The sequence below is a fragment of the Algoriphagus sp. Y33 genome (assembly GCF_014838715.1).
Classification (GTDB): Bacteria; Bacteroidota; Bacteroidia; order Cytophagales; family Cyclobacteriaceae; genus Algoriphagus.
Window position 1 is genome coordinate 770,265 of sequence record NZ_CP061947.1, and the last position, 26,673, is coordinate 796,937.

Consider the following 26,673-nt stretch of genomic DNA (forward strand, 5'->3'; position numbering starts at 1 on the left):
TACACCCTCAAGTGTCATTTTTCACATCTTTATAACTAGTATTAGTTGCCCGAGAGCGAACAAAACTGTCCGAGCGTAATGAACTTTGAATTCAAAAACATGTGATTCAGACGCAAATGAACGCTTTTTGACTGGCACGTTTGTGGAAAGTTGAAATTGGTAGAACCAAAGAGTTCAGAGCCAAGAACCAAGAATACTGAGTCAAGAGATTGGGGACAAGAGAATTGAAACAAGAACTAAGAGATTTATAAGACCCCGAAAGTGGATACGGGTTTTAAACTCTCCAACTTCCCGATTCCTTGCTTCCTAATCTTCCAATACAAAAATCCGTTACCGTGGACAAATCATTTCAAATCCAACAAAATGCTCAAAAACTACCTTAAAATCGCTTGGAGAAATATTACCAGAAGCAAAGGATACGCCTTCATTAACATAGGCGGGTTAAGTATTGGAATGGCTTCTGCGATTCTGATCCTGTTATGGGTGCAGAATGAAGTAAGTATGGATCGGGAACATCCAAAGTCCGACCGGATTTACAAAACTTACAATAGAGATACGTTCAGCGGAGAACTCTGGGTGTGGGGGTCCTCACCAAAAATTTTGGGACCAACACTTAAGAAGGATTATCCGGAAGTGGAGCAGGCTGTGAGAATTAATAATGCCAATTTCCTCTTTACGGTAGGAGATAAAAAATCCAACGAATCAGGAGTCTTTGTCGATCCTGAGTTTTTGGAAGTTTTTGATTTTCCGGTGCTTCAAGGCAACAGTTCCACTGCCTTGGATGATCCGTACAACATGGTAGTGACTGAAGACTTTGCCAAGAAGCTTTTCGGCGAGGAAGACGCTATAGGACAAACAGTAAAAATCGACAGTACTGATATTTTTACAGTAACCGCAGTGCTGGAAAACATTCCCAATAACACGAGGTTCCAATCGGACTTTTTTCTCTCCTGGGCTTATATGAAAAAACTGGGTTGGGATGACGAATGGTGGGGAAACAATTCCGTGGAAACCTATGTCTTGCTAGCAGAGAATGCTTCCCTGGAGGCGTTTAATGAAAAAATAGTGAACGTAACCAAGGATCATACGAATGGGGAAAATACTACAGAGGTGTTTACCTATCCGCTTTCACAAATCCACCTTTACGGGAAAAGCGAGAATGGAAAGCTTGTAGGAGGTAGGGTAGTGACGGTGAGGATGTTTGCATTTATCGCATTGTTTATTCTGGTGATAGGCTGCATCAACTTTATGAATCTGAGTACCGCCCGCAGTGAAAAGAGAGCCAAAGAAGTGGGGTTGAGAAAGGTGGTAGGGGCAAGAAAAACCTCACTTATTGCACAGTTTATAGGAGAAAGCATACTTATTGCGTTTATCGCTGGGTTTTTCGCGCTCCTCGTGGTAGAGCTTGCGCTTCCATCGTTTAATACGTTGGTAGATAAGCAGCTTCATATCCCATACAGCGATGTGGTTTTCTGGTTTCAACTGATTGGCTTTATCCTTTTGACAGGTTTGCTAGCGGGTAGTTATCCCTCATTTTTCCTTTCTTCATTCAGCCCTGTCAATGTGCTGAAAGGAACTTTCAAATCCGGGGCCTCGGCAGTAAATCCACGGAAAATATTGGTGGTGTTGCAGTTCAGCTTTGCCATCGTGCTTATAGTCTCCACCATCATCATTCAGCGTCAGATCGGCCATGCCCAAAAAAGGGAGCTGGGCTATGATAGAGACAACCTTATCTATGTAATGATGCAAGGTGATATTGATAAGCACTACAGCGCCATCAAACAATCCCTGCTAAACAGCGGGGCCGTAGAGGCGATGACTAAGTCCATGAGCCCGATCACACAGCGATACAGTGATGGCTGGGGCTATTCTTGGGAAGGCAGTACTCCCGAAGACGCAAAACTTGATTTCATCAGATTCAGTACGGACGCTGATTTTATGAAAGTGATGGGAACTGAGTTGGTTGAGGGAAGGGATATCGATATCCATCAGTTTCCAAGTGATTCGACTGCCATTTTATTGAATGAAACGGCTGTGAGAAAAATGCGATTGGAAGATCCTCTGGGACAGATCGTATCTGATGGAGATGACAACTATACAGTTGTAGGTATTATTAAGGATTTTATTTTTGAATCTCCCTATGATCCCGTCAATCCTTTAATGGTATTTGGGCCTTCTTCTTGGTTTGGTGTGGTACATATACGCCTCAAAGCAGATCAGCCTGTCGCTGAGAATATTGCTTCAATTCAGGGAGTTTTTGAAGACTTCAATCCCAATTTTCCTTTCGAATACAGTTTTGTAGATGAGCAATATGCCAGAAAATTCAATGATACCAGGCGTACTGCAAGTCTATCTATACTTTTCACCATTTTGACTATTGTTATTTCCTGCCTGGGATTGTTTGGACTATCTACCTATATGGCAGCAAACCGTATCAAGGAAATCGGTGTACGAAAAGTATTGGGAGCAAGTGTGGGAAGTATCTCCATGTTGCTATCCAAGGATTTCCTGAAACTGGTAGGGATCGCATTTCTTCTGTCCGTTCCGGTAGCATGGTACGTCATGGATCAATGGCTCGATAATTACCAATACAGTGTGGGAATAGAATGGTGGGTGTTTGTAGTCACGGGTACGGTCACTATGCTTATCGCATTGTTCACCGTAGGTTTTCAATCGATCAAGGCGGCTATGACCAATCCTGCGAGAACGCTGAAGAGCGAGTAGAAAGTATCTAGTAGCAAGACGTAAGTAGCAAGATAGTAGAGGCAAGAGGTAGAATCAAGAGTCAAGAGCACAGAATCAAGATTCGTCAGGAGCGTCATTGCGAGGCACGAAGCAATCCCGTTTTAGCTTATTGCACTTGTTGTAAAAGATTCAGTGCATATCAAGATGAGATTGCTTCGTCGTACCTCCTTGCAATGACGTGATAAGAGACAAGAGTCAAGAAGCTAAAGACAAGAGCCTTTAGCAGAGAATTATGATGTTTGTTAAAAAATAAGTAAAAAGTAAGAAGCTAGAGCTAAGAAAAAAGAGTTACGAATGAGAAGAGACTTCGACTTCGCTCAGTCTGACACAGTGAGTGACCTTAGCACTTTTGAACTCGGAACCTTTCAATCTTTCAACTCGCCACGGCGGACAAGTAATTAAAATCTTGCAACCATGTTAAAAAATTATCTAAAAATCGCCTGGAGAAACTTACTCAAAGCAAAGGGTTTTTCATTTATAAATATTGCTGGTTTGAGCATTGCCATTTCAGCATGTATCCTTATATCGATTTACATCCTTCATGAGTCGAGCTATGATAAGTTCGTTCCCAATTCAGCTAATATCTATCGTGCGGTAAACAGTATCAATTTAGGTAATGGTACAGAGAGAGGAATTCATTTTTCTGCAAATATGGCCCGTACAGTGGAGGCAGATTTTGATGAAGTGGAAAAAGCAGGAAGGATCATGGATAATGAGTTGTTCTATGGGGCAGGAGCCAATGAAATCCAAATTGATGATCAGGACATGCAGCACCATGAAGAAGGTTTTGCTTATGCCGATCAGGAGATTCTAGATATTTTCAGTATTCCAATGGTATTCGGTGATGCTAAAACTGCACTTACAGAGCCAAAGTCTATTGTCATTTCTGAATCTATTTCCGAAAAATTTTTTAAAGGCCAAAATCCGGTAGGAAGTGTGATTTATCTCAATGGAAATCGGGAAGACCCTAGAAGAATTACTGCTGTGATGAGGGATTTTCCTACTAACTCTCACCTGGACTACAAATACTTTTTGACCATGAAGGGAGTTGAATTTGGGCAAGGGGAGCAGGATAGATGGGTACAGTCCAATTACAAAACTTACTTACAGCTTAGACCAGATACAGATGTAGATGAATTTGACAAAACGCTTTCTTCCACTGTGATTGTTAAATACCTCAAACCGGCAATGTTAGCAATGGGGATGACTATGGCGGAAGGATTGGAAGATAAAGCAGAGCTATATCTACAGCCCATGACGGATATCCATTTGTACTCTGCTAATATCGGTAAGGAATCTGGCTTTAGAAACGATATTAAAATCGTATGGATTTTTGGGACTGTCGCCTTGTTTATCCTGGTTTTGGCTTCCATTAATTTTGTGAATCTTTCTACAGCAAAATCGGCCAACCGCGCCAAAGAGGTGGGTTTGCGTAAAGTCGTTGGATCAAGCCGTGCAAATCTGGTGGTTCAGTTCCTTGCAGAATCCATGCTTTTAACCCTCATAGCATTTATGTTTGGGGTTGTATTGGCTCAGTCGGTCATGCCGCTGTTCCGAGAGATGACTGGAATAGACCTTACTATGCCATGGTCAAATCTATTTTTTCTCCCAGTTCTATTCTTGGCAGCAATACTAGTGGGAGGCCTAGCGGGTTTTTATCCATCGCTCTACCTTTCAGGATTTTCACCCATACATGTCCTGAAGGGGAGATTGAGATTGGGAAGCAAATCCGGGGGATTCCAGAGCAGCATGGTCGTGTTTCAGTTCACTGTTTCGATTATCTTAATCATTGGCACCTTGATTATTAACGAGCAGATGGCTCATATTCTCAATTCCAAAATAGGTTTTGACAAGGAGCAGGTGATTCAGCTATACGGCACCAATATGCTGGGTGAAAAGGATGAGATTTTTAAAGATGAGCTGGTTAGGATCAATGGGGTTCAATCTGTGAGTATCTCTGATTATTTGCCTTTGGCCAATACCAAAAGGAACGGGAATCAATTTGTCAATGAAGGAAGAGACAATATTGATCAAAGTATCTCGGGGCAAGTTTGGCAAGTAGATGAGGACTATTTGCAGACACTGGGAATTGAGTTGATAGCGGGGAGGAACTTTGATCCTTCAGTAGCTACAGACCGGGAAGCCACCATCGTAAACGAACAAATGGTCAAAGAACTTGGGTTGGAAGATCCCATAGGTAAAAAAATTTCGAGGTATAGGGAAGTAAATGAAATTATTGGAGTGGTCAAAGATTTCAGGTTTGATAATATGAAACAGCGTATCATGCCGCTGGCTCTATTTATGGGTAAAAGCAACACGATCATTTCCATCAAAACGAATACTTCTGATATGCAAGGTTTACTAAAATCCATTGAGGAAAAGTGGACTGCTTTTGCTCCCAATCTGGCATTTCGCTATGAATTCATGGACGATTCTTTTGCCCAGATGTATAGCAATGTCCATAGGATCAAAATCATCATGATGAGTTTCTCCGTTTTGGCGGTACTCATCGCCTGCATGGGATTGTTTGCACTGTCTGCCTATATGGTTGAGCAGAGGAACAAAGAGATGAGCATACGCAAAGTGTTGGGAGCTTCCGTCCAAGGCATCTTTAGAATCCAAACACAAAACTTTGTCTCATTAATACTGATCTCATTGGTTTTGGCCATTCCTATTTCTTACTACCTGATGGAGAATTGGCTGAAAGACTACGAATATAAAATTGAAATAGGTTGGCAAACATTCCTTGTTTCGGGAGCTATCGCAGTAGTCATAGCCCTTCTTACGATAAGCTATCATGCATTTAAATCTGCCATGATCAACCCGGTAAATAACCTAAAAGGAGAGTAATGAATGGTGAATTGCGAAGTATGATTGACGAAATACGAATTACAAGATTAGTGTAGAGGAGAGATGGTATCATGCTCTTTGGACTTTGTGGACTGAAATGATGAATGACGAATGTCGAATAATGAAGTGGGGTTCCAACCTTAGAACCTTCCAACTTGACAACCTTTAAACATTATGCTTAAAAACTACCTAAAAATCGCCTATAGAAATCTTCTGAAAAAGAAGGTTTATTCCTTTATTAATATTGTTGGTTTGGGGATTGGCATGGCCTGCTGTGTGCTTATTTTTATGTTTGTGCAGGATGAGCTCTCCTATGATACCTACCATGAAAAAGGGGACAGGATATTTAGAGTAATTCACGGTGTGGCTCAGGAAGGAGTGGAACCTGACCTTTCCACATTTTGGGTTTGGGGGAATGCGCCTATTGGACCTGCGTTGCAGCTGGATTTTCCGGAGATTGAAAAAGTGGTTCAATTTTCAGGAAGAGCGGATATCCTTTTTACCGTAGGGGAGGAGACGCAGCAGGAAGAGGGGGTGTTTTTTATGGACTCCACGGTGTTTGATGTATTCAGCTGGGAGTTGCTGGAAGGAGACCCCAAGACGGCTTTAGTGGCCCCGTTCAGTGTGGTTTTGACCGAGTCAACTGCCAAAAAATACTTTGGAAATGAGGAGGCACTTGGAAAAACAATGAAAGGAAGTGAAGCAGCCGGAAGATCAAACCCAGGGGATTATACTGTGACTGGAGTCATGAAGGATCTTCCTTCCAATTCTCATTTCAAGTTCAATACCTTATTGTCCCTAAGTACTTTCAAGCTGTCTAGGCCTGGGATTTTTGATGCCTGGGGGTATGTGGATACTTAATACTTATTTCTTGGTAAATGATCAGTTTGATAAGGCGAATTTTGAAGCAAGAATCCCGGAATTTATAGCGCGGAGAGCAGGTGAAAATAATGGGCCAGACTATACTGTTGTCATTGAGTCTTTGAAAGATGTCTACCTGAGGACAGCCGTTCAGAGACAGCCGGGTGATACCGGTTCTTTGACAAATATCTACGTGTTCTCCATCATTGGCCTTTTTATTCTGACTATTGCGATGATCAACTTTATGAACCTATCCACGGCCCGGTCTATGGAGCGGGCCAAGGAAGTTGGCATCCGCAAATCTATCGGGGCAGATCGCCGAAATTTGATGTTTCAGTTTTTGGGAGAATCTCTGATTATCGTGGTATTGGCATTCGTAGTCGGTATTATTTTGACGACCATCGCAATGCCGATGATGAATGATATGACTGGAAAGGTGTTCGAAATCAGCCGAATAGTCAACTGGCAGACCATTCCCGCTTTTCTGGTTATCATGCTTGTGATTGGCCTTTTGGCAGGCTCATATCCAGCCTTGGTCTTGTCGGGCTTCAGGCCTCTGATGATTCTCAAAGGAATAAATAAATCAGATGCCAGAGGAGCAAATCTCCGAAAGGGATTGGTGGTTTTCCAGTTCAGCCTATCGATTACACTGATTGCCGGGACGATAATTGTCTATACTCAAATGAGTCACTTGCTGGATAAGGACATGGGCTTTGATAAGGATCATATGGTGGTATTGGACTACAATTATGACGGGCAGGTCAATAATGTCTCTTCGTCCTTGGAAAGCGAGTTGGAGAAAAATCCCAACATTCTTTCAGTGGCTTTTTCAAGGAGTGTTCCGGGAAGTCATTTCCCTAACGCTTACACGACCTTGGAGACTTCCGATGGAGAGATGGTAGGACAGGCACAGCCGGTATTTCAAGTTGGCTTGGACTTTATAGATCATTATGGGCTGGAAGTGGTAGCCGGAAGATCATATTCCAGAGATTATCCCTCAGATTCCACATCGGCTTTGGTTATCAATGAAGCTGCGGCGAGGTAGTATGGCTATTCTAATCCTGCGGATATAGTCGGGAAAAAGTTTGACCAGTGGGGAAGGGCTGGGGAAGTGATTGGAGTGGTAAAGGATTTTAATTATATCTCTCTGCACAATACCGTAGAGCCGTTGACTTTGCCTTTTGAAGCCTATGCGAGTAGGTATATGAGTTTGAAGGTCAAAGGTGAAGACTTGCCTGCCACGCTTTCTCAGATTGAGGGAGTTTGGAAGCAACTGGCTCCCCACAGGCTGTTTATCTACAGTTTTCTCGACGAGGATTTCAATAAGCAATACGAATCAGATTTCAGATTCAGACAGATCTTTACCACATTTTCGGTATTGGCGATTTTCATCGCCTGCCTTGGGCTTTTGGGGCTCGCTACCTACACCGCTGAGCAGCGGACCAAGGAAATCGGAATCAGAAAAGTATTGGGGGCAAACATTGGAAGCATTGTAGGTTTGCTATCCAAAGATTTTATCAAGCTGGTATTGATTGCTATTGTTGTAGCCACTCCACTAGCTTGGTATGTGATGAATAGATGGCTGGAAGGCTTTGCTTATCAGGTCACTATTCAATGGTGGATCTTCCTTATTTCGGGTGTGTTGGCGGTAATCGTAGCACTGGTAACGATCAGTTTCCAGTCGGTGAAAGCAGCTATGATGAATCCGGTGAATAGCTTGAAGAGTGAGTGATGAAAGTACAAAGTATCAAGTACAAAGTAGCTGGTATTTAGAATCTAGAGTGAAGAAACAAGATGTTAGAACCAAGAAACAAGAGCCAAGAACAGAGATCAGTTCGGAGCGTCATTGCGAACGACGAAGGAGTGCGGCAATCTGTTTAATTGAAGTAGAAAGTATCAAGAAGGGAGGCCGTAGACCGAGACAGAAGCGTTGGCCGACTCCCCCTTGGACTTCGAAATTCATCTTGAAAAAGGATTTTCATTAAAGGGGGCAAGGGGATTTTATAAGAGTCAAGAACCAAAAATCGAGAGCCAAGAACAGAGATCAGTTCGGAGCGTCATTGTGAACAGCGAAGGAGTGCGGCAATCTGTTTATTGAAGTAGAAAGTATCAAGACATAAGTATCAAGATGATAGGACCAAGATTTAAGACTCAAGAATGTAGCTTCTAGATAAGAGAGTCTGGATTCCCGTCTTTGCGAATGAGGGACGAATGAAGCAATCTCTCTATGACATTCCTAACTATTCCTATAGCAAGAACTGGAATTTTGAGAGAACAACCTTGACAACTTCAGAATAAATAATGAATGCCGAATAATGAAGATTAGACACCCGATTAACCCTTAATCTTTTAACCTTTAACCATAGTTTGTCTGTATCAAGAGCGAACTTCACAACATCTAAATCCTAAAACCATAAATATTAAGAGTTAACAAACGAAGGTTAAAGCTTTCAATCTTTCGATTTTAAAATACAATCATATGTTACATACCTACTTGAAAATTGCTTGGAGAGGACTTCTTACAAAAAAAAGCTACACATTCATCAATGTAGGAGGTTTGGCTGCCGGTCTTGCGACAGCTATGCTGATTGGGTTGTGGATTTTTGATGAGCTTTCTTATGATCGTTACCATCAGAACTACGATAAAATAGCTCAGGTGATGCTTAATCAAACCTTTGACGGGAAAGTGTCCTCAGGAACAAGTCAACCTTTACAAGTGGGATCCGAACTCAACAACAAATTCGGAAGCAATTTTAAACATGTGGTCATGTCCTCTGGAACAAGAAACTCTGTCCTATCGGTCGGGGCCAATCCAGTTACAATTTCAGGGAAATTTATGGATGTGGATGCGCCAGAGATGCTTTCGCTGGAGATGCTCACCGGTAAGCGGGAAAGTTTGCAGGACATCAATTCTATTCTACTTTCTGAATCAACTGCACAGGTGCTTTTCGGAACCAAAGATCCGCTTGGAGAAGTAGTGCGGATCAATAATAAATCAGACCTCGAAGTCACTGGAGTTTATAGAGATATACCGGAAAACTCATCTTTCTCAGATTTAAGATTTATAGCACCTTGGGAATTCATGGTGAAAGATGAAGAATTGGCTGATAGAGTAGGTTGGGGGAATAATTGGTTTTTGACTTATGTACAATTGGCTGATCAGGTGAATCTTGCCACAGTCTCCAGCTCCATTAAGGATGTCAAGCGATCACACATAGATCCAGAAGATGCAGATAGGATCAACCCAGAACTATTTTTGCATCCGATGTCTAAATGGCATCTTTATTCCAAATTTGAAAATGGGGTAAGTATAGGAGGAAGGATAGAGTTTGTATGGTTATTTGGGACGATTGGCATATTTGTACTATTTCTTGCATGCATCAATTTTATGAATCTGAGTACCGCCCGCTCTGAAAAAAGGGCAAAGGAAGTAGGAATTCGCAAAGTCATTGGCTCTTTTAGGAGCCAACTCATAACTCAGTTTTTCAGTGAGTCCTTGTTAGTTACTTTTCTGGCATTTGGTTTTTCAATTGCGTTGGTTCAGCTGGCTCTACCATGGTTTAATGAGGTTTCTGGCAAAAAAATGATACTGCCTTGGGACAATTGGTTCTTCTGGGCAGCAAGCATTGGTTTTACTATATTGACCGGATTGATAGCAGGAAGCTTACCTGCATTCTATTTTTCATCCTTTAAGCCTATCTCTGTATTAAAGGGGACTTTCAAAGTCGGAAAATTCGCAACTCTTCCAAGAAAAGCTTTAGTAGTCATTCAATTTACAGTATCAGTAACTCTCATCATCGGAACGATCATAGTTTACCGGCAAATTCAATTTGCTAAAAACAGACCTGTGGGCTACGGAAGGGAAGGGTTGGTAACTATTCCTATACACACAGCAGCTATCAAAGATCATTTTGAAGCATTGAGAACGGACTTGATTTCAACTGGGCTAGTTTCTGAAGTTGCTTTGTCCCAAAGTTCCATTACCAATACCTGGACTACAAATAGTGGTTTTAATTGGAGAGGAAAGGATCCAAGCATGCAAGATGTAGTGATTACGGGTGCTATCAGTCCGGAGTTTGGAAAAGTAGTTGATTGGAAAATTGTGGAAGGACGAGATTTCTCCAGGGATTTTGCGTCAGACTCATCTGGGTTTATTTTAAATCAAGCTGCAGTAGAATATATGGGGTTTGAAGAGCCAATCGGCGAAACTATCCAAGCTTTTGATAGGACATATACAATCATCGGAGTGGTAGAAAATATGGTTACTCAGTCCCTTTACGAACCTGTCAAACAATCGGCTTTTTACTTAGATTCTTTCAACCGGGCAAGATTAATTAACATCAAAATAAACCCGGAAGTCAGTGGTGAGAAAGCTTTGGAAGGGATAGGGAATGTCTTCAAGGATTATGATCCATCGGTTCCATTTGAGTACAGTTTTGCAGATGATGAGTTTGCAGGAAAATATGCTTTTGAAGAAAGAATAGGAAAGCTAACTGGCTTCTTTACTGCATTGGCAGTGTTTATCAGTTGTTTGGGTTTATCTGGATTGGCATCTTATATCGCTGAGCAACGCAAAAAGGAATTGGGAATCCGAAAAGTTTTAGGAGCGACTGTAATCAACCTTTGGTATATGCTTTCCAGCGAGTTTGTGCTACTTGTGGTTATCTCCTGCGTGATTTCTATTCCTATTTCCTATGCTTATTTGCATGGATGGCTGGAACAATTTGAATACCGAGTACCATTGCATTGGTGGGTTTTTCTTGCCGCAGGAGTTGGTGCGATGGGCGTTGCTTTACTTACGGTAAGTTTCCAATCCATCAAAGCAGCACTGATGAATCCCGTGAAGAGTTTGAAGAGTGAGTAGGGAAGCAAGTATCAAGTACAAAGTAGCTAGATATTAGTAACAGGAAGCAAGAGTCTGGAATCAAGATGTTAGAACAGGGAATCTAGAGTCAGGAAACACAAGCCAAGGACAGAGTCCAGTTCGGAGCATCATTGCGAACGACGAACGAGTGTGGCAATCTGCTTATAGAAGTAGAAAGTATCAAGATGATAGAACCAAGATGTAAGAACCAAGTTCCGTCGGGAGCGTCATTGCGAGGCACGAAGCAATCTTGTTTGAGCTTATTACCCTTGTTGTAAAAGATACAATGTTTATCAAGAGGAGATTGCTTCGTTCCCGACAAAAGTCGGGACTGGCTGTGCCTCCTCGCAATGACGTAGGAGAAGTCTCAAGACAGGAGACGGAAGAGTTGGCAGCCCCCCTTGGACTTCGAAATTCATCTTGGAAAAAGATTTTCATTAAAGGGGGTGGGGGATTTTATAAGAGTCAAGAACCAAAAATCGAGAGCCAAGAGCAGAGATCAGTTCGGAGCGTCATTGTGAACAGCGAAGGAGTGCGGCAATCTGTTGATGTGAAGTAGAAAGTATCAAGACATAAGTATCAAGATGATAGAACCAAGATTTAAAACTCAAGAATGTAGCTTCTAGATAAGAGAGTCTGGATTCCCGTCTTTGCGAATGAGGGACGAATGAAGCAATCTCTCTATGACATTCCTAACTATTCCTATAGCAAGAACTGGAATTTTGAGAGAACAACCTTGACAACTTCAGAATAAATAATGAATGCCGAATAATGAAGATTAGACACCCGATTAACCCTTAATCTTTTAACCTTTAACCCATTAACTCTTAACCATAGTTTGAAAGTATCAAGATCAAAGAGTTTAGATGACCGGAGATTGAAGATTAGACAACCAATTAACGGTTAACCATATTTGCCCGTTCACGAACGATTTTGTTCGAAAAATTCCTCAGGGAATCCCATAAGCGTCCTATACTAGCTGGAAATACAGCTTTTCGCCGGCACAAAACTCGCAAATTCTAACCGAATCAATTTCTAAAGGCATGCTCCGACACAACCTCCTCCTGATCTTCCGAAGCCTCAAAAGGTATAAAAGTACGTTCTTCATTAATTTGACAGTCCTATCCACTGGCCTTGCATCTGCTTTAAAGTTTTATCTTTTCCCTTTATGCAAGGAGATGAAAATCAAGTTATTAATGATGTAAGTTCTAATAGTATCCGAAACTTCGGAGAAGAAGCTGTTTAAATTATTCAATCTGCCATGGCGGACAAGTAAATTCAATATTCCAATCTTACAATTAGTCTATATGTGGAAAAACTACCTGAAAATCGCATTTCGTAGCCTTGTCAAAAACAAGCTTCATACAGCTATCAACGTTTCCGGATTGGCTCTGGGGATTGCCAGTGTTTTTCTTATGACTTCTTATGTGGTTTATGAGCTGGGATATGATAGGTATTATGAGGAGCACGAGAACCTGTACCGCATCTCATGGGAAGATACCAACCCGCAAACCCGCACGCCTCATCCAATGGCCCAGGCCATGGTAAATGATTTTCCCGAAGTGGAAAACGCAGTTAGCCTCTCTCCGCTTTGGGGTGCAGGATTGACACGGAGGATCTTTTCGGTCCGTAATCTTGAAAAGGACTTACGGTTTGACGAAACCAACGTCTTGGCTGTTGATTCCACTTTTTTTGATGTGTTTCGAATTCCGGTTGTGCGGGGCAACGCAAAAAATGCCCTGAAAAGTATCAACGGACTATTAATATCCGAATCCACGGCTAAGAAATATTTTGGCGAGGAAGATCCAATCGGAAAATTTCTCGCCGTAAACGCTGATACAGTATTACTGGAAGTTATGGCAGTTTTCAAAGATGTGCCTGATCAGAGCCATTTCCACTTCGATCTGTTGGTTTCCTATGTCCGTGAAAAGTCTTTCGATCCTGATAATGATTATTATACATGGAATGATTTCGGCCACTTTAATTACGTCAGATTAAAGGAAAATTCAGATGCAAAAGTATTGGAGGGTAAATTGATGAACTGGGCTAAAAACCATATGGATCATGTGTCTGAGGAAGTGTTTCAATCTTTGATAACCAGTGACTTAGGATTTAAGCTACAGCCTGTTTCCGATATTCATCTCCACTCAAATCTTCGCTGGGAACTTGAAGCGAATGGCAATATCGAATATGTATATATCATGGTAGCTGCGGCATTGCTTACACTGTTGGTTTCTTGCATCAACTTTATGAATCTCATGACCGCAAAGTCGGCCGAGCGGACAAAGGAAATAGGAGTGAGAAAAACCCTTGGTGTATTGCGTAGTCAACTTTCCCTTCAATTTATGAGTGAATCGTTAATTTTAACCCTTATCTCGGTAGTTTTTGCCGTTCTTATCATTGAATTAAGTCTCCCTCTTTACAATTCAGTGACGGGACAATCAGCAACATTGGACTACATGGAAGCTTTTCCGGTTTTAGGAGGTCTTATTATAATCATTGGCATAGGCGCGGCTATATTTCCATCACTCTATCTTTCATCTGCGAAACCTTACGATATTCTAAAAGGGAAATATCAACAATCGACCAACGTGAAAAGCTTGCAAAAAGGGTTGATCGTATTTCAGTTTGCCATTTCGATGGTACTGATCTCAGGAGCGATAGTCATTTTTAATCAACTCGACTATATTAGGAACAAAAATTTGGGGTTTAATACAGAGGAAGTGCTTGTCATACCATTGAAAGAAAAATCTGTCTCCGGGCGAATGGAAGCATTGAAGTCCGAAATACTGAAAATAGAAGGTGTTAACTCTGTTTCTGCAAGTTCAAACTTACCGGGAGGACAGTATAACCAGCATACTATTTTTGCCGCGGATGATCCTGAGAATCGTCTGAATAGTTCGAATGCGTTCGTAGATTACGATTTTATGAAAACTCTGAACATAGAGTTGGTTGATGGCCGTTTTTTTCTGCCCGAAAATAGGGCCGATATCGAGGCTTCATTTGTACTTAACGAAATGGCTGTACAGCAGCTCAACCTTTCAGAAGCCGTGGGAAGTGAGATCCGGTGGATGGCTTTTGGAAATGAAATAAAAGGGAAAGTAATCGGTGTAATGAAGGACTTTCATTTTCAATCACTGCACAGCCCTGTCCAACCGCTGTTTTTTGTACTTTATCCTTCATATAATCATCTGATAATCAGTGTTGATGTCGACAACTTTGAAGATAAAATCACCAACATCAAACAAGTCTATTCGGAATTTGATGATTCTTTCGATTTTGAATATGCGTTTTTGGATGACCAACTCAACAAACAATATAAAGCAGAAAGCCGCACTGGTCTTATTTTCGGATCATTTACAGGCATTGCCATTGCCATTGCCTGCTTCGGGTTGTTTGGAATGGCAATGATCACGTTTAATCAGCGTACGAAAGAAGTAAGTGTCAGGAAAGTTCTTGGTGCTTCTATCGTTCAGCTGACTGTTTTATTAATTGGAGACTTCACCCGGTTGATATTAATTGCCGCTGTTGTTGCCACTCCGTTAGCGTGGTTTATAATGGAATGGTGGCTGGGTAATTTTACCTATCAAGTGGGTATTCATCCTGCGGTTTTCCTCTTTTCCGGATTGATTCTGGTCTTTATTGCATGGATTGCTCTAAGCTATTTTACTTTCAAGACGATTCGTGTTAATCCTACAGAAACCCTGAAAAATGAATGATGTTAAAAGTTTGTTTTCATCAATAGTGAACCCATTGCCAGTGATGGAAAGGAAAAACTTGAAAAGTGAGTGAATAGTAGTCAGTTTGCAGTGATCAGCTTCAAGTGGAGCGTCATTGCGAATGACGGAGGAGTGCGGCAATCTGTTTATAGAAGTAGCAAGATTTGAGTATCAAGTATCAAGGCCGGAGACGGAAGCGTTGGCCGACTCCCCTTGGACTTCGAAATTCATCTTGGAAAAGGATTTTCATTAAAGGGGGCAGGGGGGATTTTATATGAACCAAGAACCAAGAACCAAGAACAGAGATCAGTTCGGAGCGTCATTGCGAGGCACGAAGCAATCCTGTTTTAGCTCATTGCACTTGTCGTAAAAGATACAGTGCTTGTCAAGAGGAGATTGCTTCGTTCCCGACAAAAGTCGGGACTGGCTGTGCCTCCTCGCAATGACGAAGGAGAAGTAGCAAGACGGTAGATGTGAGAACCGAGAATCTAGAGTCAGAAATCAGTTCGGAGCGTCATTGCGAATGACGGAGGAGTGCGGCAATCTGTTTATAGAAGTAGTAAGATTTGAGTATCAAGTATCAAGGCCGGAGACGGAAGCGTTGGCCGACTCCCCTTGGACTTCGAAATTCATCTTGGAAAAGGATTTTCATTAAAGGGGGCAGGGGGTATTTTATATGAACCAAGAACCAAGAACCAAGAACCAAGAACAGAGATCAGTTCGGAGCGTCATTGCGAGGCACGAAGCAATCCTGTTTTAGCTCATTGCACTTGTCGTAAAAGATACAGTGCTTGTCAAGAGGAGATTGCTTCGTTCCCAACAAAAGTCGGGACTGGCTGTGCCTCCTCGCAATGACGAAGGAGAAGTAGCAAGACGGTAGATGTGAGAACCGAGAATCTAGAGTCAGAAATGAGTTCGGAGCGTCATTGCGAACGATGGAGGAGTGTGGCAATCTCTTTTGTTAGTATCCAGTAAAGCTCAACAGTCTGGAAATATTGAATGCCGAATAATGAAGATTAGATAAGCAATTAATCTTTAATCTTTTAACCTTTAACCATAGCCTGAAAGTATCAAGATAATGGAGTCAAGATTTAAGACATAAGAAATGCCCATGAGAAAGGTTTCTCACACAGAGGAATGATTATGTAGGGCATTCCATGTGGCCATTGAAAAACAATTATAAACACATGAAATTAGAAATATGGAGAAATGACTTCCCAACCTTAAAACCTTGCCACTTTCCAACTTCATAACCTTTCAATCCATATAAAATGTTTTACCACTATCTCAAAATCGCATCTAGGAATCTCTGGCGAAACAAAGTGTTTTCGCTGATCAATATTATGGGACTGGCAGTCGGAATGGCTGCCTGCCTGCTTATTTTTAGGTATGTGGATTTTGAGCTAAGTTACGATGACTTCCGAAAGCCCACGATTTACCGTTTATCGAGTAATGCCTATATGAATGGGGAAATAGTGGGAAAACGGGCTCAGACCGCTCCTGCACTGGCACCGGCCTTTCAAAGGGATATTTCGGAAGTGATTCAGGCAGCCCGTATTGTACACACCGCTCCATTGATGTCAGATCCCGTTTTTCAGGTAGGAGATCGGAGTTTTCATGAAGAAAAGATCTATTATGCGGATTCTTCATTCCTCTTCATGTTTTCCTATCAGATGTTGCGGGGCGATGCCAAGGCGGCGCTTACGCAGCAGGGAAGTGTAGTCTTGTCTGAGTCAATGTCAAAGAAATATTTCCCCGATGGGGATGCGGTGGGAGAATCCCTTAATTTTCATATGGGGGAGATGGGGCAGACGCAGTTGCTTATCAGTGGGGTTTTTGAAGATGTTCCTAAGAATTCCCACCTGCAAACTGATTTTATTATCTCCTTCAATTCCCTGCCCTGGAATCTCAATGAGAACTGGGATTGGGGAAATTTCTATAATTACATAGAGATCCTACCGGAAAGCGAACCAGAGACAGTAAAACAAAAAATCCATGGGGTGCTGGAAAAATACAGAGGGGAGACAATAGCCGAATGGCGTAGAGAAGGCTATTTCGAAGAATTTGATCTGCAACCCATCCAGGGGATTCACTTGGACTCAAATCTGGAAGCAGAGGCAGAAGTAAATGGCAGCCGACGTACGGTATCATTTTTAACCCTTATTGCATTTTTTATCCTCGTGATTGCATGGATCAATTATATAAACCTGACCACTGCCAAAGCTATGGAGCGGGTAAGGGAAATCGGGATACGAAAAGTAGTGGGGTCAAGCAGAGCACAATTGATGCTACAGTTTTTGGCGGAATCATGTTTGATCAACTTGGTGGCGGCACTGCTGGCCGTGCTAATTTCAAATCTCCTGATGACTCCCTTCCACGCCCTGACACTGGGGCACTTTGCAACAGGATTCGATTTAAAAATGGGATTGGGCATCATCTCCTTATTTGTTTTCGGGACATTTATTTCGGGATTGTATCCTGCGATAGCACTGTCCTTCCAGCCTGTGCAATTGATAAAGGGGGATATAAAAAACTCCAGGGGGGCTCAGCTCAGAAAAGCATTAGTTGTATTCCAGTTTGCGGCATCCATTGCCCTTATAGCCGGAACTTTCGGTGTACGGGAGCAATTGGACTTTATGCAGCATCAGGACATGGGCCTGGATTTGGAGCAAACACTTATACTGAAGGGACCCGGTATTAAAGATTCAACCTATCAGAGCCAGCTTACCTTTTTTAAAAATGAAGTACAGCTGCTGCCCGAAGTTCAGAGTGTAAGTGTGTCTTCCAATATTCCCGGGCAACAGCTTAGCTGGGCAAGGTCTTTTTATCCACCTGCAACTCCTGAATTCAGGAAGGGGGTGAATATCGTAGCGGTAGATGAGGATTTTTTCGAATTATATGGCAGTACATTTCTTGCGGGGCGCAATTTTTCCACAGAAATCCCCTCTGATCGAGGGGCTGTAATATTCAATGAAACAGCCATCCGTCAGCTAGGTTTCAACAGTGCAGAGGAAGCAGTCCAACAAAAAATCATCTGGGATGAAGCCGAAAACGATCAGCACACGAAGGAAATTTTGGGGGTGATTAAGGATTTTAACCAGCAATCTCTGCATAATGAAGTGGAACCCATGGTTTTTGCATTGAAAGAGTACCTGAATGCTCCTTGGGCTGGGGAATATTATTCTTTGAAAATCACTTCAACTGATTATCCCAATGCATTAAAACAAATCCAAGCTAGTTGGAGCGAGGTTTTTCCGGGAAGTCCCTTTGATTACTTTTTTCTTGATGCCTATTTTGATAGCCAGTATAAATCTGACAGGCAATTCGCAAAAGTTTTCAGCTTGTTTGCAGGTTTGGCTATACTGATAGCGTGCTTGGGATTGTTTGGGCTATCCTCATACATGACTTTGCAGCGCACAAAAGAAATAGGGGTACGGAAGGTTTTGGGAGCTTCGGTGTTTACGATCATGTCTCTGCTTTCACGGGAATTTCTCAGGCTTATAGGCATAGCCAGTATAATCATACTTCCGGCCGTATGGTATTTTATGAAAAAATGGCTGGAAAATTTTGCTTACCGGGTGGAGATTCATTGGTGGCTACTGGTGTTACCGGTGGTTCTAGTCTGGTTCATGGCTCTGGTTACGATCAGCTTCCAGTCTGTAAAAGCTGCTTTGATGAATCCGGTGAAGAGTTTGAAAAGTGAGTGATGAGAGTAGTTATCATTAAGACATAAGCATCAAGATGATAGAACCAAGATTTAAGAATCAAGACCGGTAGGGAGTGTCATTGCGAGGCACAGCCTGCCCCGATGAGTCGGGGAAGTAATTTCTTCAGAAAGAACCTTTGTATCCCGTCATTGCGAGGCACGAAGCAATCTCTTTTAGCTCATTGCCCTTGTTGTACATGATAAAGTGTTCATAAGAGATTGCTTCGTAGTACCTCCTCGCAATGACGAAGGAGAAGTATCAAAACTCAAGACATGAGAACCAAGGTGTAAGAAACAAGAGAACAGAGATCAGTTGGGTACACCAGTGCGAACGACGGATGAGTTCAGCAAACTTGAAAATGGATTTCACCAACCTTCTAGGTCTCATTCCCGGAACATGCTGAATTTCCCAAGTACATCGGTAAGACCATCTTTTTTACTGTTTCGGACATAGATCTGACCGCAACAGTCCAAAATAAGGTTCAGTATGGCATCGTCCATATTGTGATTTTTGGAAATATTCTTTGTGATTTCTGCCTCCTTAGAGTTGGCTGATCCCCAATGCCAAATAACATACAGTAGATCGGGAAGAGGATATTTTTCAAAAATAATACGTAGAAAGTGCCAAGGATCAATTTCCTGCATCAACCTGTTTGTTTCCGGAAGAAAAGGGAATATTTCTGTCCGACGGGTTCCTGTTTCTGTTTTCCGATTAGCTTGATCAGCTAATGGTTCAGCAGAAGGCTCGTTTCGGATAAGGTATGCTGCATGGAGAAGCCGGGAAAAATCATTGACAAAAACATTGGCTCCTTCTTGGGGATCCCAATAGGCAACCCTGATTTCCCCTTTTACAGAAAGAGAGAGTGTCTCAAGGAGGTAATGGGCTTCATAAATGGTATAGCGGTCTTTGAAGAAATGTAAGATATAGTCCAAAGGAGCGAACTGCTGCTCAGGTGGAATAGCATCGGGTAGAGGATATCTGACGATCGGATAGCGATCTTTCGCATCCATAGCCTGACTTGACTTCTGCGTGAGGTTGTAATCGATGACAAAGTGCATACGTAAAAGGTGGATGTCTATAGGGTTTCCGGAAGGTTTTGACTTCCCACATTGGTCAGCTTCTCCAGTCTCTACATGGTCTCATCCTTCTCCTTGAGCATGCGCTCATATAAAGCGATTTTTTCCTCGTGGAGCTCGATAAGTTTATTGACCGGCTTGTCATGGAGCGTTTCTTGATGTTAAGAGTAAGCGTTTGAAATATAATTTATAGCATGCTCCGCTTCAAAATTTTGCAGTGTTTTCCACTTCTTCAGAAGTATCCATTTGCCGGACAGAATAGATGACAGAACTTTTGTGTAGGCACCATAGTATATTCTTAATGGAATCTTCTCTATAGCTTTCAAAGAGTTCAAATGGTTCGAAATCAAAGGTGGTAGGTATCATGATGTTTTTGTTTTTGGGTGGTCAAATAGTCTGGTGTAAATGATGTAACAGGCCTCTATCAGCCTGATGAAGTCTTCCGAATATTCCATAAAAACTTCAGCGTTTTCTTCTGCACCTGTGAAACAACATATTGAATAATCCCTCATCTCGTTCCATTTTTTTACCCATTTTTTCAAGGATTTTTTGAGAAAGAATTTCCGTAGAACAATCCAGGGATTTCTTATTTCCTGTATGTCTAATCTGCTGGGCAATAAATAGATGTGCTCTGATAGGTTTGGTGAAGAAGCCAGTTCTCGATGCGGAACAAGGTCTTCTAGGCAGGGGGCATCTACAGGCTCCAAATAGCAATTTTCGTAGAGATAATGCGCTGAATAAATTAGCTTTAGGAACTCATTACCAAAATAGGCGTGGTCTCCAGGTGTGAAGCCCTTAAAGTCCGGTGCCCCTGATAACGCATTTTTGAAGATCCTCATTATCCTGTTTTTCCATGAATCGATAGTCATCATGCTGATGAAAAGACCATATAAGACTTCTTTGCAATGGTCATGAGACTTGCATTTCAACTTTGAAGGGTAGGTTTTGTAGAAAGTGCTCATCGGATATTGAATTAAATGATTTTAAGATTACTTCCATCGTGGGATTTAAGCGGGTTTTCGGATTAAAAAGAGGGTATATTTCTCCATGTTTAGCTTATTGTCTATGACCTTGATTGCTAACAGGAATGCGGAAGGATGCCAGAAATGCTTATTTTTGGGGAACCTAAAATTTAACCTTATGGAGAGTCTATGATTACAAATACTACTACAGGAAAAGAGTTGAATAAGCATAAAATGACCTTTACGCTTGATCTTATAAAGAAACAAGCTGATTATCTGTAAATATTTAGAAATTAGTTCAATCCGAATGATGAGTGGTTGTCGGAGTTTTCCGAGCCATCCGGATGCTGCTGGGGATCCAGTGATTATCGTTGACTGCCAAAAATGCCTTTTTGGTCTTTTTTGGCTATATTTCTATAGCTGCCTTAAAGATGGTTATTTTTATCTAATAAATCAAACTATAAAAAGAAGTTTTTCTATTATGTCGGAAATTGTCAAAAGAATTGGTGATTTTGCTCATGAAGAGCGAATCAGCATTCGTCAAATTGAAAATGCGATTGGATCTGGCAACGGGACTTTGTCCAAGGCAATCGGGTCCAATAAAGATGTCCAGACCAAATGGATTTCGCTGTTTATCAAGAAGTTTCCTGAAGTGAATCCTATCTGGCTTTTGACAGGGAAAGGGGAAATGTTGAACCCAAACCTATCTGTGACTCTCGATATGGTAGAAGAGCCCAAAGAGGAATTGGTGACCAAAGAGGGGATGCGTCAAAAGCAGGAAGTGATTGAAGCGCTTAAAAGACTTGTGTACTCTATGGAAGGGCAGCTTAAAGACAAAGAGCGACTGATCCACATGAAGGATCAATTAATCAGGGAATTGGGGGGAAAAGATATTTAGGGCTAGCTTGAAAATCCTGATTTTGGGATTTTCTTGCGCATGGATAGAGACCTATTGTGGTCAATAAACTCGCCTTGCTGAAAAACCGTTCGCATGAAATCGAGCATGTCGAAGGACACACATGAAATGATTATATCCAATGCGGGATTCCATATGGCCACTGAAAAACAATTATAGTCATATGAAAAATGGGTTAATCATTCAAAATGATAGTTTTTGATCTATTACTTGCGTTTTTCAGCATGCCCTAGGTAGGGAAGACATAACTTTCCAATCTTAAAACCTTACAACTTTCCGTCTTTATCACCTTCGATCTTTTGGATCCGAAATCTTCCAATCCGCCATAGCGGACAAGTACTTTCGATTCTAAAATCTTTCAATTCAAATGCTAAAAAACTATCTTAAAATCGCTTGGAGAAACATTCTGGGCAAAAAGCTGTTTTCCGGAATAAATATAATAGGACTGGCCACAGGGATTTTGACTGCACTATTTATTTTCCTCTATGTGGCGGATGAGGTGAGGTATGATAGATTTCATGCCAAGGCAGAACATACCTACATGATCCGACATAATTACTTTATGGCGGATCAGGATTATGATTCGCATGAAACAGCAGTACCCTTGGCTGAAAAGATGCGTGAGCAATTTCCCGAAGTGGAGCACCTGACAAGCACCACAGCTCCTTTTGATTACTCATTTCGCTATGAGGACAACATAGTGGATGAGATTAGAACCCTACACGCAGATGGGGAGTTTTTTAATGTTTTTGATTTTAACCTTTTGGCAGGAAATCCCCAAACAGCACTCTCTGAACCCAATTCAATTGTGGTCTCTGAAAGTACTATTCTACAATTGTTTGATGATCAAGAAAATGTAGTTTACCAAAGGGCACTAGGCAAAACACTTACATTGGACGGGGAAGATTATACGATCACCGGAATATTGGAAACCCCTGTGGAGAAATCCCATCTGCTGTTTGATGCCGTCGTATCCATTCATGGGCTGATAACTAATGCATATAGTAAAGAGACTTGGCTTCCTGCAGGTATAGTGAATTATGTGGTGCTAAAGGAAGGGACTAAAATCGAAACCCTTAATTCAAAATTTAAACAAATTGAAGAGGATTTTCTATGGCCTCAGCTGAACAAGCATTTGGGAGTATCCATAACCAAACTGGAAAACAATAGAGCCCAATATGGCTATTATCTTGAGCCTATTCTGGACATTCATTTGGTAAGAAATGGAAACCTGAAATACATCCTGTTGTTTTCCACCACAGGTTTCTTAATCCTTTTCTTGGTCATCATCAATTTTATCAATCTATTTATTTCAAGCGCAACTGGTAGAATAAAAGAAGTGGGTATCCGCAAAACTTTGGGAGCAGGAAAAAATGAGCTCGCAAAGCAGGTCTTTGTAGAAGCTACAGTGCTTTGCACCATCGCATTTACATTAGCACTAAGTGCGGTGCCGTTAGTGATCCACCCGTTCAATAATTTTGTAGGCACAGCGTTAAGTTTAGCTGAATTAGGCTCCCCTAATTATGTTGTTGCACTTTTGGGTTTATTGGTGACTATTATACTATTTTCATCAGCTTATCCCGCATTTTACTTAGGTTCAGTCAAAACGATTAAGGCCGTAAAGGGCATTGGCAGTGGCAAACAAAACGAAAGTAAAAGCGGTATCCAAAAGCCTTTTATTGTTTTTCAATATGCTGTCAGCATAAGCTTGGTGATATGCTTTATCACCCTTTTTGAGCAATTGACTTATATGCGGGAGAAGAACCCCGGCTTTGCCAAAGAAAACGTAGTAGTGATGCCGGGGGCTTATTCTTTTGAGGGAAATCGTGAAGTTTTTAAGCAAAAGCTTGCTGCACTTTCAGCAGTGCAAGCCGTGTCATTTTCTTATGCCGTCCCCGGCAGTACCTTTGATGCTACTAGCCTATTCAGGAAAGATGGAGAGGATAAAGATTTTCAGTTTCACTGGATGAATGCGGATTATGACTTCCTTCATGCGTATGATATTGAGGTATTGGAGGGTAGGGGGGTTTCTGAAGCCTTCCCAACTGATACTGCTGCGGTTCTACTCAATGAAGTGGCAGCAGCGCAGCTAGGGAAAGATGGACTTATTGATAGCTACCTCACAAACCATTTTGGAGACAAGATCAAAGTGATAGGAGTGATCAGGGATTTTAATTTCGAACATTTCAAGAATGAGGTTAAGCCTCTGGCCATTGCTCTTTCCCGAGCAGATTCCTATGAGCTTTTTGTATCGGTAAAATTGAATCCAGGCAATCCCCAACAAGCACTCAAGCAAATAGGATCCTATTGGACTGAGTTAAATAACGGAGCTTCTTTCAGGTATTCATTTATGGATGAGCGCTTGAATAGCCTCTATCAAACTGAAGAGCAGGCAGGAAAGATTATAGGACTGTTCACTGTTTTGGCCGTTATAATCTGCGGCTTGGGCTTGTTCGGATTGATTACTTTTTCTGCTGCCAGGCGCACCAAGGAAGTGGGGATCAGGAAAGTGCTCGGAGCCTCTGAATGGGAAATCACCTATTTGCTTTCCAAGGAATTTCTGCTGCTGGTTCTAATAGCCTTTGGGATTACGGTTCCCATTACCTACATGGCGTTGGAAAGTTGGCTCCAGCAGTTTGCCAACAGGATAGAAATAGGGATGGGTACATTTTTGATTTCAGGAGTGGTTATTTTGCTGATATCCGGTTTGATCCTAAGTTTTCAGATTGTTAAAACAGCTATGATAAATCCGGTGAAGAGTTTGAAGAGTGAGTGATGAGAGTACAAAGTATCAAGTACAACGTAGCTAGATAGAGTAATAGAGTCAAGATCAAAGAATCAAGAGTCAGGAAACAAGAGTCAAGAGCAGAGATCAGTTCGGAGCGTCATTGCGAACGACGAAGGAGTGTGGCAATCTGTTTATAGAAGTAGCAAGTATCAAGACATAAGCATCAAGATGATAGAACCAAGGTTTAAGAATCAAGATCCGTCGGGAACGTCATTGCGAGGCACGAAGCAATCCCGTTTTAGCTTATTGCACTTGTCGTAAAAGATACAGTGCTTATCAAGGTGAGATTGCTTCGTTCCCGACAAAAGTCGGGACTGGCTGTGCCTCCTCGCAATGACGAAGGAGAAGTATCAAGACCGTAGAACGGAAGCATTGGCCGACTCCCCCTTGGACTTCGAAATTCATTTTGAAAAAAGGTTTTCATTAAAGGGGGCAGGGGGGATTTTATAGAACCAAGAACCAAGAAACGAGAGTCAAGAACAGAAATCAGTTCGGAGCGTCATTGCGAACGACGGAGGAGTGTGACAATCTTGTTGTTGGTATTCAGTAATGTTCAACAGTCCGGAAATATTGAATGCAGAATGGGAAAAGAATAATGAAGATTAGACAAGCAATTAACCTTTAATCTTTTAATCCTTCAAATTGTTTGTGGTGGATGTAGGTCTTTTGTGCGCGATGGTGGATGTGGATGTGAGAACTTTGCTGGAGGGAAATAACTTGTTTGAAGAGTTTAAAGGGGCATTGACGGAACAATTTGTCCTACAGCAATTGATCCTAATCAAAGGAATGTCTACCTATTATTGGTCTGCGGAAAGGGCTACTGCTGAAATATATTTTTTGGTACAGTTTAATGGTCAGGCTATTCCTATAGAAGTAAAAGCAGAGGAAAACCTCAAGGCTAAAAGCTTAAAACTTTTTTGTCAAAAATATAAACCAACTGCAGCAATCAGAATCTCGATGTCTAATTTCAGAAAAGAGGATTGGCTGCTTAATTTGCCCTTATATTCAATTGGTAATTTACCAAAGGTGAAGTAAGTTTTTCAGATTATAGGCTGTACAGAAAAGCCTCGATGCATCCATGTGGACGGAGTTTTTGATTCCCCATTATTTTTGCTAGGGATAGGTTTGGACAATTGAGATTACAAAGAAGTAAAATTTTCCGGTCCTAGCTATCCAAAGAAGTTATTGCACTGGTGTTTTTCGATTTTGATTGGAGTTCCTTTGACCTACTTCGCTATGGACTTATGGCTTTCCGGATTTGTATCTAAGATCAACATTTCCAGTCCGTTATTGGTTTTATATGCTATGATAACCTTTCCTTTGGATGGAGTCCCCAAGAGTTGAATTGCGCGCCCGTGGGCACAACTGTACGCTTTTTGAGCCCGGATTGATTCAAAGTGCGAATGCATGGCTTTTACAGGGTGTTTTTAGCCGGCATCGTTGTGGAAAAGGGTAATGTGCTCTGATATGGATCATTGGTTTGATTCATAGTTCATTAAGTGATCACATTATTCCGAATCATCATGTGTTACAATGCTATCAAATCAATAGTTCTGATCTTTGCTATAACTGTCTTTTTGCCAGTATTATCCAGAGCACAAGTAAGCTATTCATCAGTGAAAATCCACAATCTCCATCCCAAACCCATCGTGAAAGTAACCATAAACGGCAAGCCTGCTTATTTACTGTTGGATACAGGATCAGACATAGACCTCTTGCATAGTAAAGCAGTGAAGAAATATAACATTTCAATTAATAGACGAAACATTGGACCCAAAGAAATGCTTGCTAACGTGAATGGAATGGAGCGCACGTTTGATTATGTCTATGATCTTGACATGATGATCGGAGGAAAACATATTTATGGCAATTTTATTTCAATGGACATTGGCAGTATAATTACTTCTATTCGCAATAAAACAGGCATGACGGTTTCAGGTATCATTGGTTCTGAAACGATGAAAAATTATGGCTTTATCATAGATTATGAAAAGGCAGAAATTTTGTTGAAAAGCGGCCGGGATTAGCATATAACTTGCGTCCTTGCAGGTGTTCCATTGAGATTTTTCATTCTAAAGGCCATCTCCCCAGTACTTTCTAACGGTGTTTTTGACGTATAGTAGATTAAAATTATGGGGCAAATAGCCTTATTGAAAAGAATAGCTTAAACCTTTATAGCTCCCGG

The 26,673-nt window shown here is 41.6% G+C and carries 15 protein-coding genes; 12 read left to right on the plus strand and 3 right to left on the minus strand.

Translation table 11 applies throughout. The features are described 5' to 3' along the window. The first annotated feature begins 363 nt into the window (after positions 1-363). The 8 genes from ID165_RS03305 to ID165_RS03330 all read left to right on the plus strand — a co-directional run bounded on the left by ID165_RS03305 (position 364) and on the right by ID165_RS03330 (position 18,746). The gene (locus ID165_RS03305) at positions 364-2,724 is read left to right on the plus strand and encodes an ABC transporter permease (RefSeq protein WP_192348972.1); all 2,361 of its coding nucleotides are present in this window, start codon (positions 364-366) and stop codon (positions 2,722-2,724) included. Between the two features lie 435 nt (positions 2,725-3,159). Next, positions 3,160-5,595: an ABC transporter permease gene (locus ID165_RS03310; RefSeq protein WP_192348973.1), complete on the plus strand. Its 2,436-nt coding sequence runs from the start codon at positions 3,160-3,162 to the stop codon at positions 5,593-5,595. Between the two features lie 174 nt (positions 5,596-5,769). After that, positions 5,770-6,456: an ABC transporter permease gene (locus tag ID165_RS26550; protein WP_225586963.1), complete on the plus strand. Its 687-nt coding sequence runs from the start codon at positions 5,770-5,772 to the stop codon at positions 6,454-6,456. Then, positions 6,443-7,501: an FtsX-like permease family protein gene (locus ID165_RS26555; RefSeq protein ID WP_225586964.1), complete on the plus strand. Its 1,059-nt coding sequence runs from the start codon at positions 6,443-6,445 to the stop codon at positions 7,499-7,501. The genes ID165_RS26550 and ID165_RS26555 overlap by 14 nt, the downstream gene beginning before the upstream one ends. 75 nt (positions 7,502-7,576) lie before the next feature. Next, positions 7,577-8,188 carry an ABC transporter permease gene (locus tag ID165_RS26560; protein WP_225586965.1) on the plus strand — a complete coding sequence of 204 codons (612 nt, stop codon included), beginning with the start codon at positions 7,577-7,579 and terminating at the stop codon, positions 8,186-8,188. A 747-nt stretch (positions 8,189-8,935) separates the two neighbouring features. Continuing rightward, a complete protein-coding gene (locus ID165_RS03320) occupies positions 8,936-11,320 on the plus strand; it encodes an ABC transporter permease (RefSeq protein ID WP_192348974.1) in 2,385 nt (794 codons plus the stop codon). Between the two features lie 1,307 nt (positions 11,321-12,627). Next, complete coding sequence (locus tag ID165_RS03325) at positions 12,628-15,039, plus strand: ABC transporter permease (protein WP_192348975.1); 2,412 nt, start codon at positions 12,628-12,630, stop codon at positions 15,037-15,039. A gap of 1,271 nt (positions 15,040-16,310) precedes the next feature. Next, positions 16,311-18,746: an ABC transporter permease gene (locus ID165_RS03330; RefSeq protein WP_192348976.1), complete on the plus strand. Its 2,436-nt coding sequence runs from the start codon at positions 16,311-16,313 to the stop codon at positions 18,744-18,746. 383 nt (positions 18,747-19,129) lie between these two features. On the opposite strand, the gene ID165_RS03335 is transcribed toward ID165_RS03330, so the two are convergent. The 3 genes from ID165_RS03335 to ID165_RS03345 all read right to left on the minus strand — a co-directional run bounded on the left by ID165_RS03335 (position 19,130) and on the right by ID165_RS03345 (position 20,784). Beyond that, a complete protein-coding gene (locus ID165_RS03335; protein WP_192348977.1) occupies positions 19,130-19,804 on the minus strand; it encodes a hypothetical protein in 675 nt (224 codons plus the stop codon). 222 nt (positions 19,805-20,026) lie between these two features. Continuing rightward, the gene (locus ID165_RS03340) at positions 20,027-20,188 is read right to left on the minus strand and encodes a hypothetical protein (RefSeq protein ID WP_192348978.1); all 162 of its coding nucleotides are present in this window, start codon (positions 20,186-20,188) and stop codon (positions 20,027-20,029) included. Next, the gene (locus ID165_RS03345; RefSeq protein ID WP_192348979.1) at positions 20,185-20,784 is read right to left on the minus strand and encodes a hypothetical protein; all 600 of its coding nucleotides are present in this window, start codon (positions 20,782-20,784) and stop codon (positions 20,185-20,187) included. The genes ID165_RS03340 and ID165_RS03345 overlap by 4 nt, the downstream gene beginning before the upstream one ends. Positions 20,785-21,265: 481 nt before the next feature. On the opposite strand from ID165_RS03345, the gene ID165_RS03350 reads away from it, so the two are divergent. The 4 genes from ID165_RS03350 (at position 21,266) to ID165_RS03365 (ending at position 26,515) form a co-directional block, all read left to right on the plus strand. Further along, positions 21,266-21,682 carry a hypothetical protein gene (locus ID165_RS03350; RefSeq protein ID WP_192348980.1) on the plus strand — a complete coding sequence of 139 codons (417 nt, stop codon included), beginning with the start codon at positions 21,266-21,268 and terminating at the stop codon, positions 21,680-21,682. 385 nt (positions 21,683-22,067) lie between these two features. Then, a complete protein-coding gene (locus tag ID165_RS03355; RefSeq protein ID WP_192348981.1) occupies positions 22,068-24,476 on the plus strand; it encodes an ABC transporter permease in 2,409 nt (802 codons plus the stop codon). Positions 24,477-25,130: 654 nt separating this feature from the next. Next, positions 25,131-25,523, plus strand: a complete 393-nt coding sequence (locus ID165_RS03360; protein WP_304503151.1) for a DUF4143 domain-containing protein — start codon at positions 25,131-25,133, stop codon at positions 25,521-25,523. Positions 25,524-26,104: 581 nt separating this feature from the next. Next, on the plus strand, positions 26,105-26,515 hold the full coding sequence (locus ID165_RS03365; RefSeq protein WP_192348982.1) for a retropepsin-like aspartic protease: 411 nt from the start codon (positions 26,105-26,107) through the stop codon (positions 26,513-26,515). Positions 26,516-26,673 lie beyond the last annotated feature (158 nt).